Source organism: Klebsiella sp. A52 (assembly GCF_018388785.1).
Taxonomy (GTDB): domain Bacteria; phylum Pseudomonadota; class Gammaproteobacteria; order Enterobacterales; family Enterobacteriaceae; genus Klebsiella; species Klebsiella aerogenes.
Map to the genome: position 1 here is coordinate 3,983,945 of NZ_CP074437.1, position 15,621 is coordinate 3,999,565.

Here is a 15,621-nt window from a genome sequence, read left to right on the forward strand (position 1 = left end):
TACCAGCCCGGAATTTATGCTTACAAATACGGTCTCACGCAAAGTCGCGTGGCTGCGGGTCGTCACGCTGGCAATTGCCGCCTTTATCTTTAATACCACTGAATTTGCTCCGGTCGGCCTGCTGTCTGATATTGCCGACAGCTTCGGTATGGAAACGGCCCAGGTCGGGATCATGTTGACCATTTATGCCTGGGTAGTGGCATTGATGTCGCTGCCGTTCATGCTGCTGACCAGCAAGATGGAGCGCCGTCGCCTGCTCATTGGCCTGTTCGTGTTATTTATCGCCAGCCACGTATTGTCATTTTTCGCGTGGAACTTCACGGTGCTGGTAGTGAGCCGCATTGGCATCGCCTTCGCCCACGCGGTGTTCTGGTCGATCACCTCCGCGCTGGCTATCCGTATGGCCCCTCCCGGCAAGCGCGCTCAGGCGCTTAGCCTTATCGCCACCGGTACCGCGCTGGCCATGGTGTTCGGCATTCCTATTGGCCGTATCGTCGGACAATATTTTGGCTGGCGCACAACCTTCCTGGCCATTGGTCTTGGCGCTTTAGCGACGCTGGTCTGCCTGGCAAAACTATTGCCGGCGCTGCCAAGCGAACATTCCGGTTCGCTCAAGAGCCTGCCGGTGCTGTTCCGCCGTCCGGCGCTGCTCGGTATTTATCTGCTGACGGTTATCGTGGTGACCGCCCACTACACGGCATACAGCTATATTGAACCCTTCGTGCAGAACGTCGCAGGGTTGAGCGCTAATTTCGCCACTCTGCTGCTGTTGGTGCTCGGCGGCGCGGGTATTATTGGTAGTATTGTATTCGGCAAGCTGGGAAACCAACATGCTTCCGCGCTGATTACCACCGCTATCGGCCTGCTGCTGGTATGCCTGCTGTTGCTGCTACCTGCCTCAAGGAACGCCAACCAGCTCATGCTGCTCAGCGTGTTCTGGGGGATCGCGATTATGGTCATCGGCCTCGGCATGCAGGTGAAAGTGCTGGCGCTGGCTTCGGATGCTACCGATGTGGCGATGTCGCTGTTTTCGGGAATTTTCAATATTGGTATTGGCGCCGGCGCGCTGGTCGGCAGCCAGGTGAGTACGCAACTGTCGATGTCGGCGATAGGCTACGTTGGCGCCGTACCGGCGCTGGTAGCGCTGGTGTGGTCGGTGATGATTTTCCGCCGCTGGCCATCGCCGGGCGATGAGCAGCAGCCGCACCACTCCCATTAGCCTTCACGAAGCCCGGCCGCTTACTGCCGGGCGCGTGAATCGTATTGCTGCCCTCAGGCGTGATAGTTGGTGATAATTTCCAGCACGCCGTTAATAATGAACTGCACGCCCATGCAGACCAGCAGGAAACCCATCAGGCGGGAAATCGCCTCGATACCGCCTTTCCCCACCAGCCGCATGATCGCCCCTGAGCTACGCAGGCAGCCCCACAGAATGATCCCCACCAGCGCAAAAATAATCGGCGGCGCGGCCAGCACGACCCATTCCGGGAAATCGACGCCGTGTTTTACCGTCGAGGCGGAGCTAATAATCATCGCGATGGTGCCCGGCCCGGCGGTGCTGGGCATCGCCAACGGCACGAAGGCGATATTCGCCGTGGGTTCATCCTGCAGCTCTTCCGATTTGATTTTCGCTTCCATCGAATCATGAGCTTTCTGCTGCGGAAACAGCATCCGAAAACCGATAAAAGCCACGATCAGGCCGCCGGCGATGCGCAGGCCGGGAATGGAAATGCCAAAGGTATTCATGACCACCTGGCCGGCATACCACGCCACCATCAGGATCGCAAAGACATACACCGATGCCATCAGCGATTGCCGGTTACGCTCGGCGTTGTTCATATTGCCCGCCAGGCCGAGGAACAGCGCCACGGTGGTGAGCGGGTTCGCCAGCGGTAAAATCACCGCCAGACCGAGCCCTATTGCTTTAAAGAGTTCCAGCATAGTGAGTCAACATCCCGTTAAGTATCATTTTTTCAGTACAGTTTCACCCCGCGAGTATATCGACAGCAGCGACTCAGATGCCACATCCACGAAAAAAATCACGTCGATAAAAAATAACAAGCGTTAGTAAAATGAGAAAAAGTGACAACCGTCAAATTATCAATCTTTAGCAAATCGTGGCATCGGCGAATTCATAATGTTGACTTATGATTGCCGCGGCAATAATATCCATCGCAACTAAATAATTGCCTGGGCAACTATCATGGAAAACACTAACAATCTGTTCAACGAGATGATCCCTCTTGGCCGATTGATCCAGATGGTTAACCAGAAAAAAGATCGACTGCTCAACGACTATCTTTCACCCATGGATATCACCGCCACCCAGTTCCGGGTGCTCTGCTCCATTCGCTGTGAAGTATGTACAACACCCGTTGAGCTGAAGACCGTCCTGTCGGTCGATCCAGGCGCAATGACGCGCATGCTCGACAGACTCGTCTGCAAAGGCTGGATAGAACGGTTGCCCAACCCAAATGATAAGCGCGGCGTTCTGGTGCAGCTGACACCAGAAGGCGCAGCCCTTTGTGAGCACTGTCATCAGGTTGTGGGTCAAAAATTGCACCAGGAACTAACAAAAAATCTAACGGCAGACGAAGTGGTCATGCTTGAGCAACTGCTCAAGAAAGTCCTGCCGTAATAAGAAGAGGTAAGATGATGTCCAGACGCAATAACGACGCCATCACTATCCATAGTATTTTGTCGTGGATCGAAGAGAACCTGGAATCTCCATTATCGCTGGAGAAAGTTTCGGAGCGCTCAGGTTACTCCAAATGGCACCTGCAAAGAATGTTTAAGAAAGAGACCGGCCACTCGCTGGGCCAGTACATCCGCAGCCGCAAGCTGACGGAAATCGCGCAAAAACTCAAGCAGAGCAATGAGCCGATTTTGTATCTGGCCGAGCGCTACGGTTTTGAATCGCAGCAGACGCTGACGCGGACGTTTAAAAACTATTTCGATGTACCGCCGCATAAATATCGCATCACCAACGTTCCGGGTGAATCCCGCTACCTGATGCCGCTAAATAATTATTGTTGTTAATCGCCTGCATAAAGACGTATCGAGGAAATCATGAAATTATTCGCTACCGCCGCCATCGTGCTAATGGCGCTGGCTGCAAGCCAGAGTTATGCGGAGCAAACCACCACTCCGGTTCGCCACAATAACCGGGATGCGATGATCATTCCTTCGGAACATAACGACTCGCCGTTTGATTTTAATCACATGGCTGCCGGCAATGATAAATCGGATGAGCTGGGCGTACCGTATTACAACTAACGCCCGCCCATTCCGCAATGACTCAAGCCCCGCTGAAGCGGGGCTTTTTTATCCCGGCTTCGTCGGGACGGTCATTACCGCGCTGCGCCGCGGCGCGCAAGCCGCAGACCGAACACGTTAATATAGAGCCCGCCCATAATCAGCGCCGCCCCCAACAGCTGTAGACCATTGAGCCGTTCGCCAAGCAGCAGAGCCGCGCTGGCCATCCCGACTACCGGCACCAACAGCGACAGCGGCGCCACCCGCCAGGTTTCATAACGCCCAAGCAGCGCTCCCCAGATACCGTAACCAACGATGGTGGCGACAAACGCCAGATACATCAGCGATAGCACGGTCGTGGCGTCGATATTAACCAGGCTTGCCGCCATCGCCTGCGGCCCATCAATAATGCCAGACGCCAGCATGAACGGTAACACCGGAATCAACGCGCTCCACACCACCAGCGACATAATCGGCGGCTTGTGTTGCTGAGACATAATCTTCTTATTGAAAATGTTGCCGCAGGCCCAGCTGAACGCCGCCGCCAGAGTCAGCATAAAGCCGACCAGCGGCACGTGCTGGCCGCCGAGGCTGGCCTCAACCAGTACCAATACGCCAAAAATCGCCAGCGCGATACCGGCGACCTGCTTTCCCTGTAACCGCTCGCCAAAGACAAAAGCGCCCAGCACGATAGTGAAAAAGGCCTGAGCCTGCAGTACCAGAGATGCCAAACCGGCTGGCATACCGAGGTTAATCGCGCAGAATAAAAAGGCGAACTGGCCGAAACTGATGGTCAGGCCGTAGCCCAGCAGCAGGCGCAGCGGTATTTTGGGCCGCGCAACGAACAGTAGCGCCGGAAACGCCACCAGTAAAAAACGTAACCCCGCCAGCATCAGCGGCGGCATATTGTGCAACCCGAGCTTAATCACCACAAAATTGAGCCCCCACACCACCACTACCAGCATTGCCAGCAGTCCATCTCTGCGCGTCATACGATGCCTCTGTCATTCTGGTCAACGATGACCAAGGTCAAAGTAACCAAATTCCTGCCGCTCGAACAGATCATTATTTTTAGCAGGTGCTGAAGGCACTTTCCGACATAGAGCCCGCTATACAAGGCTCAGTTAGCATGCTATTTGTGATCGGGCACAACAAAAATAAAACACAACATCGGGCAAGGAAAAATGACAACCACCATCAGGCGCTCAACGGTAGCGCTACTGGCATCGTCGTTGCTGTTAACCATCGGCCGCGGCGCAACGCTTCCTTTTATGACGATTTATCTCACCCGCCGTTTTCAGCTGGAAGTCGACGTCATCGGCTATGCGCTCTCCGTCGCGCTGGTCGTCGGCGTTATCTTCAGCATGGGCTTCGGTATTCTTGCCGATAAGTTCGACAAAAAACGCTATATGCTGATCGCCATCGTGGCGTTTATCGCTGGCTTTATCGCCATCCCCGCGGTCAATAGCGTGGCGCTGGTGGTATTCTTTTTCTCATTGATCAACTGCGCTTATTCGGTTTTTTCTACCGTGCTGAAGGCCTGGTTTGCCGATGTGCTGACGCCGGAGAAAAAGGCGCGCATCTTTTCGCTCAACTATACCTTCCTCAATATCGGCTGGACCGTTGGGCCGCCAATTGGCACCCTACTGGTGATGCAGAGCATTAACCTGCCTTTCTGGCTGGCCGCGCTGTGTGCCGCCTTCCCGCTGGTGTTTATCCAGATCTTCGTCGAACGTACCTCTGCCGTTAGCGTGGAAGGTACCGCGCCGCAGTGGACGCCGTCGGTGCTTTTGCGCGATCGTGCCTTGCTGTGGTTTACTTTTTCCGGCTTACTGGCATCGTTTGTCGGCGGCTCATTTGCCTCCTGTATTTCGCAGTATGTACTCGCCGCAGGCACCAGCGACTTCGCGGAAAAAGTGGTCGCGGTAGTGCTGCCGGTCAATGCCGCGGTGGTGGTCGCGTTGCAATACGCCGTCGGGCGACGGCTTTCGGCGCGAAACATCCGCCCGCTGATGACTTTCGGCACCCTGTGCTATGTGTTGGGTCTCGGCGGTTTTATCCTCTCCGGTAATAATCTGCTGATGTGGGGCATTTCCGCTGCTATCTTTACCCTTGGCGAAGTTATTTATGCGCCGGGCGAATATATGTTGATCGATCAGATTGCCCCACCCGGTATGAAAGCCAGCTATTTTTCCGCCCAGTCGTTAGGCTGGTTAGGCGCGGCGTTCAACCCGATGCTGACCGGGATAATCCTCACCCATCTGCCGCACTGGTCGCTATTCTTCATCTTAATGCTGGCGATCGTCGCCGCCTGGCTGATGATTTTCCGCGGCATGAATGTGCGTCCCTGGCAAACCGTACAGGCGTAAACCCAGGCGTCATGCGGCTGTCGGGTTGCTGTCGCCTCTCTGTCGGGTGCCCGTCGTGGCGCCTGGCAGGTTAAAAAACCACACTGGTCTCAGGTTCCCATCCGGAGATTAACACCATGAACAGCAGTACCCGAGTAAAGCAATTACGTCTGCAGCGCGCCTGGTCCCAGGAACAACTTGCCGAACTGGCTGGCGTCAGCGTTCGCACTATCCAGCGGATCGAAAACGGCGATCGCCCGGGGTTAGAAACCCTGAGCGCTCTGGCGGCGGTGTTTGAGATAAATGTGGCCGAGCTCAGCGACGATGCTCCCGTCGGTCACGAAGCATCGCTCGATTTACGTATCGAAGAAGCGAAAAGCCGCCTGCATCAGGAGAGCCGTTTTTTTCGCTCGCTGAGCGTGGCGGTCACGGTTTGCGTTTTGTTGCTGGTGATTAACCGTTTTACCCAACCGGATATCTACTGGTCAGTGTGGGTGGCAATCATCTGGGGCGCGTTATTGCTGTTGCGGGGATTACGTCTGTTTGTCTTTGCCGGGTGGATCCGCCAGTGGCGGCAGGCGCGACTGCAGCGCCTGCTACGCAAATAGAAAAAGCCCGCTTAATGCGGGCTATCTCGTTACCAGACCTGGGCGGCGATCCCAGTGACCAGCCGCACTTTATCCCACTGCTGGGCTTCGCTTAACGAATTGCCCTCTTCTGTGGAGGCAAAGCCGCACTGCGGGCTCAGGCAAATCTGCTCCAGCGGTACATACTGCGCCGCCTCCTGCAGTCGCGCCTTCACGCCTTCCGGATTTTCCAGTTCGCCGTTCTTGGTGGTGATCAGCCCAAGTACCACCTGCTGATGGCCTGGACGAATAAAGCGCAGCGGGGCAAAATCGCCGGAACGATCGTTGTCGTATTCAAGGAAAAACGCGTCGATGTTGACGCCGCCGAAGAGAATTTCCGCCACGGGCTCGTAGCCGCCTTCTGAAATCCAGGTCGAGCGGAAGTTACCGCGACAGACGTGCAGGCCGACGGTGAGATCCTGCGGCTTCCCTTCAAGGGCTTTATTCAGTACCCGGGCATAGGTACGCGCCAGTTCGTCCGGATCGTCACCGCGCTCGCGTACCTGCTGGCGTTGTTCGTCTGAACATAAATAGGCCCAGACGGTATCATCAAGCTGCAGATAACGGCAGCCAGCGTCATAGAAAGCGCGGATCGCATCGCGCCAGGTGGTTGCTAGATCGTTGAAGTATTCAGCCAGGTCCGGGTATACCGTGCTATCGATATCTTTACGCCCGCCGCGGAAGTGCAGCACGCTGGGGCTGGGGATGGTCATTTTCGGCTGCGCATTGCCGCTGACGCTTTTCAAAAAGCGGAAATCTTCCAGCATTGGATGGTTGCCGAAGCCCAGTTTACCGGTCACGCGCACGCCGTGCGCTTTGGTCTGTACGCCGTTGAACTGAATACCTTTCTCTGAATCGTAACGTTCAACGCCTTCCAGACCGTCGAAGAAGTCGAAGTGCCACCACGCGCGCCGGAACTCACCGTCGGTCACCACGTGCAGGCCGCAATCGCACTGCTGCTGAACCAGTTGGCGGATGGCTTCATTCTCAATTTCACGCAGATGGCCGGCATCAATATTGCCTTCCGCCAGCTGCAGGCGCGCCTGCTTAATGGCGTTAGGACGTAAAAAACTGCCGACAATATCTGCGCGGAACGGGGCCTGGTGACGTTGCATGTTCTCTCCTTAACGGCAGGCAGGTAGTTGCCCGCCGTGATAATTCATTATTTGAATTTTTAGACTTCTGGATGTCTATATGTCCAGATACTGTCATGCGGAGAGAGCATCGGCAAACGAGAAAAATTCATGGCTGTTGAATTTATTTCATGTTGCTCGTTTCGCTGACGCTAAATGCGAACCCCTCATCCGCCCAACCGGTCAGGCCGCCGAGCATCATTTTTACCGGTCTGCCAAGCTGCGCCAGCTTTAAGGCGGCAATATCCGCGCCGTTGCAGTGCGGCCCGGCGCAATAGACAACAAACAGCGTTTCCGCGGGCCACTGCGCCATTCGCGCGGCATTGATCTCGCGATGCGGAAGATGCAGCGCCCCAGGCAGGTGGCGACGGGCGAAAACATCATGACTGCCTATCACATGCAGCAGCACAAAGTCCTGCTCACCGCGCTGCAAAGCGTGATGGACATCGGCGCAGTCGGTTTCGACACTCAGTTTATGGGCAAACCAGGCAGCGGCATCGGCCGGGGCGGCTGGCGTAAATTGGCTTACAACACTCATGGCGTATTCTCCTTGTCTGTGGTAACACTACTTTAACTGCCACCCGACCCGGACCACCGCCCCCATTGATGACAGAAAACGCTGAAATCCTGACAACCAACAATGTGACACTGTCACCACCAAAAGTCGTCGTTCTGGCCTATGACGGCCTGTGTACCTTCGAGTTCGGCGTGGCGGTCGAGATTTTTGGTCTCCCGCGCCCGGAAATGGGCGATAGCTGGTATCGGTTCGCGGTCGCCGCCGTCGATGATGGCGAGCTTCGCGCCACCGGCGGTATTCGTATCGTCAGCGACGGCGGGCTGGCGCTGCTTAACGAAGCGGACACCATCGTCGTCCCCGGCTGGCGAGGCATAGAAAGCGAGGTTCCTCAGGCGCTGTGCCAGGCGCTGGCGGCAGCGTATGCGCGCGGCTGCAGAATCGTCTCTATCTGTTCCGGGGTATTTGTGCTCGCCGCCGCCGGATTGCTCAACGGCCGGCAGGCCACCACCCATTGGCGTTATACTGCCCGGCTGCAGGAGCGTTTTCCGTTGATTGAAGTGGTGGAAGACGTGCTGTACGTCGGCGATGCGCGGCTGATGACCTCCGCCGGCAGCGCCGCGGGCATCGATCTTTGTCTGCATCTGGTGCGCGAAGATTTCGGTCACGAAGCGGCGAACATCGTCGCCCGGCGGCTGGTGGTGTCGCCGCACCGCGACGGCGGGCAGGCGCAGCAGGTGATCCGACCGGTAGCAACAGCGCGTGAAAGCCAGCGCCTCGGCCAGCTGTTTGATTATCTGCATCAGCATCTCGCTGAGAGCCATACCCTTGCCTCGCTGGCGCAGCGAATGGATATGAGCCCGCGCACTTTCTTGCGTCGTTTTCAGCAGGCGACCGGTAAATCGCCGGCCCGCTGGCTGCTTGATGAGCGGTTGCTTCGCGCCCGCCAGCAGCTCACCGATAGCCGTCTCAGCATCGACAGAATCGCCGAAATCTGCGGTTTCGCTAATGCCAGTACGCTACGTCACCACTTTCGCCAGCATTTCGCCGTGAGTCCGCTGCAATATCGAAAAAAGTTTTCCCCCGTCAGTAGTCATATTAAGATGGCCAGCGACAATAATTCACGTCGTTGAATTACACCTGCAAGGATTAAGCTGATGAAAAAAGAGTGTCGCGTCGTTATCTATAAAGAGGGGCTGCTGGGCAGTATGTTTTTTGGCGAAGCGAAAGCCGATCCCGATAAAATGAGCCGGTTCCTCACTGAGTACACGCAGCAGGGCTGGGAAGTCAAAACCATGGCGGTCGAACGCCGCCGCAGCGCCCTGTTCTGGTCGCGCGAAGCCTATTTATTTGTGCTCGAACGCGCCATCTGATGCGTTAATTTACTTCATAAACATAACGCTATTCTGGTTAATCTTTTGTTTAGATTGACCAGGATATTATCTATTCAACAACCGTAAACCCTGTTCAATGAGGACAACATTAGCGCATAAATAAGATGGAGGTAGATCATGCTGGGAAATATGCATGTTTTCATGGCCGTACTGGGAACCATCCTGTTCTTTGGTTTTCTGGCCGCGTATCTAAGCCACAAATGGGATGACTGATGAACGACGATAATCCCCACCCGTAAGCGCCCCCTGCTGCTGTTGCACCAGGGGGCGTTCTGCGTTAAGTCACTTCTTTGAACGCCTGGCACATCATCCCCACCGCCTGTTTACTGCCGCTTATAAGGTCTTTCTGCGCTTGCGCGAATACATCACTTCATCGCTTTGTTTGAGCATATCCCCGAGCGTCGGATAACGGCTGACATCGCTCTGTAGCTCGCCGTAAGAGTAATTAATGTTATAGGGTTTTCCTGACGTCTGGTTGTAATGATCGACACTCTCACGCAGCTTTTGCAAGAATGTGTCGGCACGCCCGTTGCGGGTAATGATGGCGGCGAACTCATCGCCGCCTAAACGGCCGACAACCTCGCCTGGCAGCAGATGTTGCGCCAGAAACGCCGCGAAGGTTTTTAGCACCTCGTCACCTTCCGCATGCCCCCACAGATCGTTAATGGGTTTGAATTTATCGAGATCAAAAAAGACCAGGCTAAACGGCGTTGCGTTGCTAGTAAGCGTACGGAAACGTTTATCGCCGATACGGTAAAAGCCGCGCCGGTTAGCGATGCCGGTCAGACTGTCGGTCATCGCCATGCCAATCACCTGAAACTCATCCTCGACGATATACGCCAGATCCTTGAGGACGGCGATCTCTTCATCGTTAAACTCGCGCGGTGTGGTATGAATCAGGCATAGCGTGCCGGCCACGGCGCCATCGGGCAGATGGACAGGATAGCCCGCGTAGAAGCGGATATAGGGTTCGCCCGTCACCAACGGGTTATCATAAAAACGATCGTCATTGACCGCATCGTTAACGATGAATGCGCCGTCCTGCAAGATGGCGTGGGCGCAAAAAGAGATATCGCGCCGGGTCTGGCGAATCCCCAACCCCTGACAGGCGAGCAGCCACTGCCGTTCACGGTCGAGCAGGCTGATGAGTACCACCGGCACCTGAAAAATTCTTTTAGCCAGCCGGGTGAGGCGTTCGAAACGCTCATCATCACGGGTATCGAGCAGGTCCGCCAGATACAGCGATTTCAGTCTTTCTTCTTCATTTTCCGGTACGCCTGGGAATTTCATAAAGCCTCATTGCAATAAAGCGAAAAAATCAGATGGCGGGATTAATGAGCAGCCGATGAAAAGCGCGTCAGCGCCCCATACCAGTCATAGCTGCCCTGGGTACCAATTTCGCGTTCCCCCTCTTCCAGCTTCAGCAGAAAACGTCGTTTGTTGAGCTGATCGAGGTTATGAAAGTAATTAGCCAGCCGTCGGGCTAAATCTTCATACATGGCGAAAGCCACCGCGGTCCCTTGCGCCGCATCGGCGTATTTAGCAAATTCGTTCTTAATCGCCTGAAAATCATCGTTCATTGAAAGCACCACCTCCTGTCGCAATGTCATCAGTATGGTTAGCCCTGGCCGTTTTTTCCATCCCAATAGCTATCCGCATTTTATGCTGGCTTAAAAAATACGGCCCGGGGAAGCGCTGAGACCCACGCCATGAAAAACAATGCGTTTATGCTGTTATCTGCGCAAATTATCTGCAATCAGCAGAAGATAATAAAATCGTCAGGCGACGAGGCTGGGATGAATGGGCAAAAAAAAACCGCCATGTGACTGGCGGTGAATAAATGCTTGCATGGATAGATCGTAGATTGTATTTAGCGTTTTCGTAGAAGTGCGTCGGGACTTCCTACGTCTGACTCGCAGGCTAGCACGCCCTTGTTCAATAAATCTTAAACCGCATACTAACTCAGAGCTTCTCCACCAGCGCTTTGAGTTCAGCGATCAGCGGCGCGGTATTGTCCTGCGTCGCGAGCGGCCACGTCGACTGACGTACCACCAGCCGCGCCGGCAGCAGTTCGCGCAGGCGGCCGGTCGGCGCAGCCATCTGCTGCATCAGTAATTCCACCGCCCGTCGGCCTAACAGATCAAAATCCTGGGCGACGGTGGTAAGCGGCGGCTGGAAGTAAAGGCTATCGGCCGTATCGTCATAGCCGGTCACCGAAATCGCCTGGCTGCCGCGTCGATTAAGCTGCGCCAGCGCGCTTAGCACCCCGAGCGCCATCTGATCGTTGGCGACCACGATCGCGCTTAATTTCGGTTTTTTATGCAGCAACTCGAAGGTTTTTTGCCAGCCGCTGGCGGCGCTCCAGTCGCCGAACACCGTGATCGATTGACTGACCCCAAGCCGGTGCAGCGTCTCGCGCCAGCTGCCGAGGCGCATCCGCGCCGACACCGAGCTTTCCGGCCCGGCCAACAGGCCAAACTCGCGGTGCCCTAATTCCCAAAGGTGGCGCACGCAGGCGCCGCAGCCATCGCGATGATCGAAACGCACGCAGGAGACATCTGTCTCCGGCGAGACATCGAGAAACAAACAGGCGATATCCGTATTTTCCGCCGCCAGCCGTTCGGCGACGCTGCTCTCCAGCGGCAGGCTGATAATGGTGCCTCGAATATGCTGGGCGCGAAACTCATCCAGCCGCGCCTGCAGCGCCGGGTAATCACTTTGCGCCGGCATGGCGATGGCGACCTCCAGCCCCTGCTCACCGGCATACCGTTTCACCGCCGCGGCAATTTGCGACGGCGCGTGTAAGGTCAACGACGCGGTGATAAGCCCTATCGATGCCGCCGCTTTGCCCGCCAATAGCTGTGCCGAACGGTTAGGTACATAGTGCAGCGTCTGCATCGCGCGCAGCACCTTTTCACGGGTGCGCTGCGCCACAATCTGTGGGTTATTCACCACCCGCGACACCGTCTGCTGCGAAACGCCCGCCTCGCGGGCGACATCTTCTAAAGTGGCTGAACGGCGCTGCATCGCGTACTCCTGTCAGTGAAAACGGCGTAATGTCTTACGCTAACATTTTATGTCTTCCTTACGACAAAAATCTGCTATTTGCGCCGTGATTCGTGATCGTGAATGGGTTTCATTTTCGCCAACATTGCGGGTCTGTGGAAAATACCCGATAACCCGATGAGATTGTTTAGCGAATAACATTTATTACCATTATCCGTCAGGTATGCGTATGCAACGATATGATTCAGGCGCCGCTCGCGGCCCCGCTTTTCACGAAGTTCTGGCCCGCGAGGACTGGCAAAACCAGACTATCACTCACCTCAACCGCCTGCCCGCCCATCCCTCTTTTGCCAGCTGGCGCGATGCCGATGCGGCGCGCGACAACCGCCCTTCCGACCGCCGCCGTCAGCTGGACGGCGAATGGCAATTTTCCTATGCCCGTAGTCCGTTTCAGGTGGATGCCAACTGGCTGCAGCATGACCTGCCCGACAGCCGCCCGACGCCGGTGCCTTCAAACTGGCAAATGGAGGGCTATGACGCGCCGATTTACAGCAACGTCCGCTATCCGATTGATACCGTGCCGCCGCGGGTGCCCGAAGACAACCCTACCGGCTGCTATTCGCTACAGTTGACCGTCGATGAGGCGTGGCGGGTCGAAGGGCAAACGCAAATTATCTTTGACGGCGTCAACTCCGCGTTTCATCTGTGGTGCAACGGCGAGTGGGTCGGCTACTCCCAGGATAGCCGTCTGCCCGCCGCCTTTGATTTAAGCCCGTTTCTGCAGCAAGGCGCCAACCGCCTGTGCGTGATGGTGATGCGCTGGAGCGCGGGCAGCTGGCTTGAAGATCAGGATATGTGGCGCATGAGCGGTATCTTCCGTTCGGTGTGGTTACTGCATAAACCGCAGGCCCGCCTCAGCGATGTGCAATTAACCCCGCAGCTCGATGCTCTATATCGCGACGCGCAATTGCAGGTCAAGCTTAGCGTCGAGGCCGCGCCTGAAGCGCTGGCGGCGCTGGAAATTGACGTCGCGCTGTGGGATGGCAAAACGCGCCTTGCCAGCCAGCGCCAGCCGCTGGGTACGCCGATTATCGATGAACGCGGCAGCTACGGCGAGCGGGCAATCATCAATCTCGATATTGAGCGCCCGCAATTGTGGAGCGCCGAGCAGCCGCATTGTTACCGCGCGGTGGTATCGCTATGGCGCGGCGAGACGTTGCTTGAAGCGGAAGGCTGGGATATTGGTTTTCGCCAGGTAGAAATCCGCGACGGGCTACTGTTGCTCAACGGCAAGCCGCTATTGATTCGCGGCGTCAACCGCCACGAACATCATCATCAGCGCGGCCAGGTGGTCAACGAAGAGGATATGGTGCAGGACATTCTGCTGATGAAGCAGAACAATTTCAACGCCGTGCGCTGTTCGCACTACCCCAACGCCCCGCGCTGGTACGAACTATGCAACCGCTACGGCCTGTACGTGGTGGACGAAGCCAATATCGAAACTCACGGCATGGTACCGATGAATCGGCTGTCTGACGATCCGGCCTGGCTTGCCGCTTACAGCGCGCGCGTCACTCGTATGGTGCAGAGCAACCGCAATCATCCCTCGATCATTATCTGGTCGCTGGGTAATGAGTCCGGCTGCGGCGACAACCATCAGGCCATGTACCAGTGGTTGAAGCATAACGACCCTTCGCGTCCGGTACAGTATGAAGGCGGCGGCGCCGACAGCAGCGCCACCGATATTATCTGCCCGATGTACGCCCGCGTCGAGCGCGACCAGCCGTTCCCGGCGGTCCCCAAATGGTCGATCAAGAAGTGGATCGGGATGCCCGGCGAACAACGCCCGCTGATCCTTTGCGAATACGCCCACGCGATGGGCAATAGCCTGGGCAATTTCGCCGATTACTGGCAGGCTTTCCGCGACTATCCTCGCCTGCAGGGCGGTTTTATCTGGGATTGGGCCGACCAGGCAATCGAGAAAACATTCCCGGATGGTAGCGTCGGCTGGGCCTATGGCGGCGATTTCGGCGATAAACCTAACGACCGGCAGTTCTGCATGAATGGCCTGGTATTCCCCGACCGGCGCGCCCATCCTTCGCTTATCGAGGCCAAACATGCGCAACAGTATTTCCAGTTCGCTTTGCTGGAGCAAAATCCGCTGCGGATTGCTATCACCAGCGAATACCTGTTCCGCGCCACCGATAACGAAACGCTGCGCTGGCGCGTAGAGTGCGGCGGAGAAACGATAGCCAACGGCGACTTAGCGCTGGCGCTGCAGCCGCAAGAACGGGCGGAATTGATTCTTAGCGACAGCCTGGCCCTGCCGCGCGGCGCCCGCGATGTCTGGCTGCAGCTCGAAGTGATCCAGCCGCAGGCGACGTCATGGTCTGAGCCCGGTCACCGCGTCGCCTGGCAGCAGCTAGCGCTTGCCGCGCCGCTGGCGCTATCTGAGACCTCCGCTGAAGGCCCGGCGCCGGTCCTGACAATCGAACCCACGTTCTATCAGGTCAGCGTCGGATCCCAGCGCTGGGTTATCGATCGTCAGAGCGGACGTTTAAGCGAATGGTATGCCGCGGGCAAACAGCAGTTGCTTACCCCGCTTGCGGATCAGTTTGTCCGTGCGCCGCTGGACAATGATATTGGCGTCAGCGAAGTCGAACGTATCGATCCGAACGCCTGGGTCGAGCGCTGGAAGAGCGCCGGTCTGTATTCATTGACGACCCGCTGCGTGAAATGCGAGGCGCAGCAGCTGGCGCGGGAGGTGATCGTTGATAGCCACTGGCACTATTTGCGCGGCGAGGAGACGGTCATTGCCAGCCACTGGCGCATGACCTTCACGGCCGACGGCGGGCTCCAGATCACCGTTGATGGCGAACGTTCCGCAACGTTACCGCCGCTGGCGCGCGTCGGGCTGCGCTTCCAGGTCGCCGATCAACATGCCGAAGTCAGCTGGTTGGGATTAGGGCCGCACGAAAACTATCCGGATCGCAAAAGCAGCGCCTGTTTTTCGCGCTGGCAACAGCCGCTGCGCGAGATGAGCACGCCCTATATCTTCCCCAGCGAAAACGGTCTGCGCTGCGATTGCAAAGCGCTGAACTGGGGATGCTGGCACGTCGCAGGCCAGTTCCACTTCTCGGTGCAGCCGTACAGTACGGAACAGCTGATGACGACCGATCACTGGCATCGTATGACGCCGGAAAAAGGCGTCTGGATCACGCTCGACGGCCAGCATATGGGCGTTGGCGGCGATGATTCCTGGACACCAAGCGTTCTGTCACGGTGGCTGCTGCTCGAGACCCAATGGCACTATCAGGTTACGCTTCATTGTCAATAATAACGGGG

At 56.5% G+C, this 15,621-nt stretch carries 17 protein-coding genes; 10 read left to right on the forward strand and 7 right to left on the reverse strand.

The features are described 5' to 3' along the window. Positions 1-16: 16 nt before the first annotated feature. Positions 17-1,219, forward strand: a complete 1,203-nt coding sequence (locus KGA69_RS18810) for a sugar transporter (protein ID WP_213292585.1) — start codon at positions 17-19, stop codon at positions 1,217-1,219. A gap of 53 nt (positions 1,220-1,272) precedes the next feature. Here the strand turns inward: KGA69_RS18810 and KGA69_RS18815 are convergent, their stop codons facing one another. Beyond that, positions 1,273-1,941 carry a MarC family NAAT transporter gene (locus KGA69_RS18815; RefSeq protein WP_045394562.1) on the reverse strand — a complete coding sequence of 223 codons (669 nt, stop codon included), beginning with the start codon at positions 1,939-1,941 and terminating at the stop codon, positions 1,273-1,275. Between the two features lie 262 nt (positions 1,942-2,203). On the opposite strand from KGA69_RS18815, the gene marR reads away from it, so the two are divergent. From marR to marB, 3 genes are read left to right on the forward strand one after another with little or no spacing between them, the layout of a single operon-like run. Continuing rightward, complete coding sequence (gene marR, locus KGA69_RS18820; protein ID WP_045394564.1) at positions 2,204-2,638, forward strand: multiple antibiotic resistance transcriptional regulator MarR; 435 nt, start codon at positions 2,204-2,206, stop codon at positions 2,636-2,638. A gap of 17 nt (positions 2,639-2,655) precedes the next feature. Next, entirely contained in the window at positions 2,656-3,039 is a 384-nt protein-coding gene (marA, locus tag KGA69_RS18825; RefSeq protein WP_015366733.1) for an MDR efflux pump AcrAB transcriptional activator MarA, read from the forward strand. 30 nt (positions 3,040-3,069) lie between these two features. Continuing rightward, complete coding sequence (marB, locus tag KGA69_RS18830; RefSeq protein WP_020078926.1) at positions 3,070-3,276, forward strand: multiple antibiotic resistance protein MarB; 207 nt, start codon at positions 3,070-3,072, stop codon at positions 3,274-3,276. Positions 3,277-3,350: 74 nt separating this feature from the next. On the opposite strand, the gene eamA is transcribed toward marB, so the two are convergent. Beyond that, on the reverse strand, positions 3,351-4,247 hold the full coding sequence (eamA, locus tag KGA69_RS18835; protein ID WP_045394567.1) for an O-acetylserine/cysteine exporter: 897 nt from the start codon (positions 4,245-4,247) through the stop codon (positions 3,351-3,353). A gap of 192 nt (positions 4,248-4,439) precedes the next feature. On the opposite strand from eamA, the gene ydeE reads away from it, so the two are divergent. Continuing rightward, positions 4,440-5,624, forward strand: a complete 1,185-nt coding sequence (gene ydeE, locus KGA69_RS18840; protein WP_045394569.1) for an efflux MFS transporter YdeE — start codon at positions 4,440-4,442, stop codon at positions 5,622-5,624. 116 nt (positions 5,625-5,740) lie between these two features. Further along, entirely contained in the window at positions 5,741-6,211 is a 471-nt protein-coding gene (locus KGA69_RS18845) for a helix-turn-helix domain-containing protein (protein WP_049061855.1), read from the forward strand. Positions 6,212-6,240: 29 nt separating this feature from the next. On the opposite strand, the gene KGA69_RS18850 is transcribed toward KGA69_RS18845, so the two are convergent. Both KGA69_RS18850 and KGA69_RS18855 read right to left on the reverse strand, forming a co-directional pair. Next, on the reverse strand, positions 6,241-7,344 hold the full coding sequence (locus KGA69_RS18850) for a cobalamin-independent methionine synthase II family protein (RefSeq protein ID WP_047050928.1): 1,104 nt from the start codon (positions 7,342-7,344) through the stop codon (positions 6,241-6,243). 142 nt (positions 7,345-7,486) lie between these two features. Next, positions 7,487-7,900, reverse strand: a complete 414-nt coding sequence (locus tag KGA69_RS18855) for a rhodanese-like domain-containing protein (RefSeq protein WP_063415213.1) — start codon at positions 7,898-7,900, stop codon at positions 7,487-7,489. 68 nt (positions 7,901-7,968) lie between these two features. On the opposite strand from KGA69_RS18855, the gene ftrA reads away from it, so the two are divergent. From ftrA to mgtS, 3 genes are all read left to right on the forward strand, one after another. Continuing rightward, entirely contained in the window at positions 7,969-9,009 is a 1,041-nt protein-coding gene (gene ftrA, locus KGA69_RS18860; protein ID WP_045394579.1) for a transcriptional regulator FtrA, read from the forward strand. Between the two features lie 24 nt (positions 9,010-9,033). Then, entirely contained in the window at positions 9,034-9,249 is a 216-nt protein-coding gene (locus KGA69_RS18865) for a DUF4177 domain-containing protein (protein ID WP_015366741.1), read from the forward strand. A gap of 138 nt (positions 9,250-9,387) precedes the next feature. Further along, entirely contained in the window at positions 9,388-9,483 is a 96-nt protein-coding gene (gene mgtS / locus KGA69_RS18870) for a protein MgtS (RefSeq protein ID WP_004102377.1), read from the forward strand. A 120-nt stretch (positions 9,484-9,603) separates the two neighbouring features. On the opposite strand, the gene KGA69_RS18875 is transcribed toward mgtS, so the two are convergent. From KGA69_RS18875 to KGA69_RS18885, 3 genes are all read right to left on the reverse strand, one after another. After that, a complete protein-coding gene (locus KGA69_RS18875) occupies positions 9,604-10,560 on the reverse strand; it encodes a sensor domain-containing diguanylate cyclase (protein ID WP_045394581.1) in 957 nt (318 codons plus the stop codon). Positions 10,561-10,601: 41 nt separating this feature from the next. After that, positions 10,602-10,850: a hypothetical protein gene (locus KGA69_RS18880; RefSeq protein ID WP_045394583.1), complete on the reverse strand. Its 249-nt coding sequence runs from the start codon at positions 10,848-10,850 to the stop codon at positions 10,602-10,604. A gap of 382 nt (positions 10,851-11,232) precedes the next feature. Continuing rightward, on the reverse strand, positions 11,233-12,297 hold the full coding sequence (locus KGA69_RS18885) for a LacI family DNA-binding transcriptional regulator (protein WP_045394586.1): 1,065 nt from the start codon (positions 12,295-12,297) through the stop codon (positions 11,233-11,235). Between the two features lie 208 nt (positions 12,298-12,505). Between KGA69_RS18885 and KGA69_RS18890 the strand changes: the two genes are divergently transcribed. Beyond that, the gene (locus tag KGA69_RS18890; protein WP_213292586.1) at positions 12,506-15,613 is read left to right on the forward strand and encodes a beta-galactosidase; all 3,108 of its coding nucleotides are present in this window, start codon (positions 12,506-12,508) and stop codon (positions 15,611-15,613) included. Positions 15,614-15,621 lie beyond the last annotated feature (8 nt).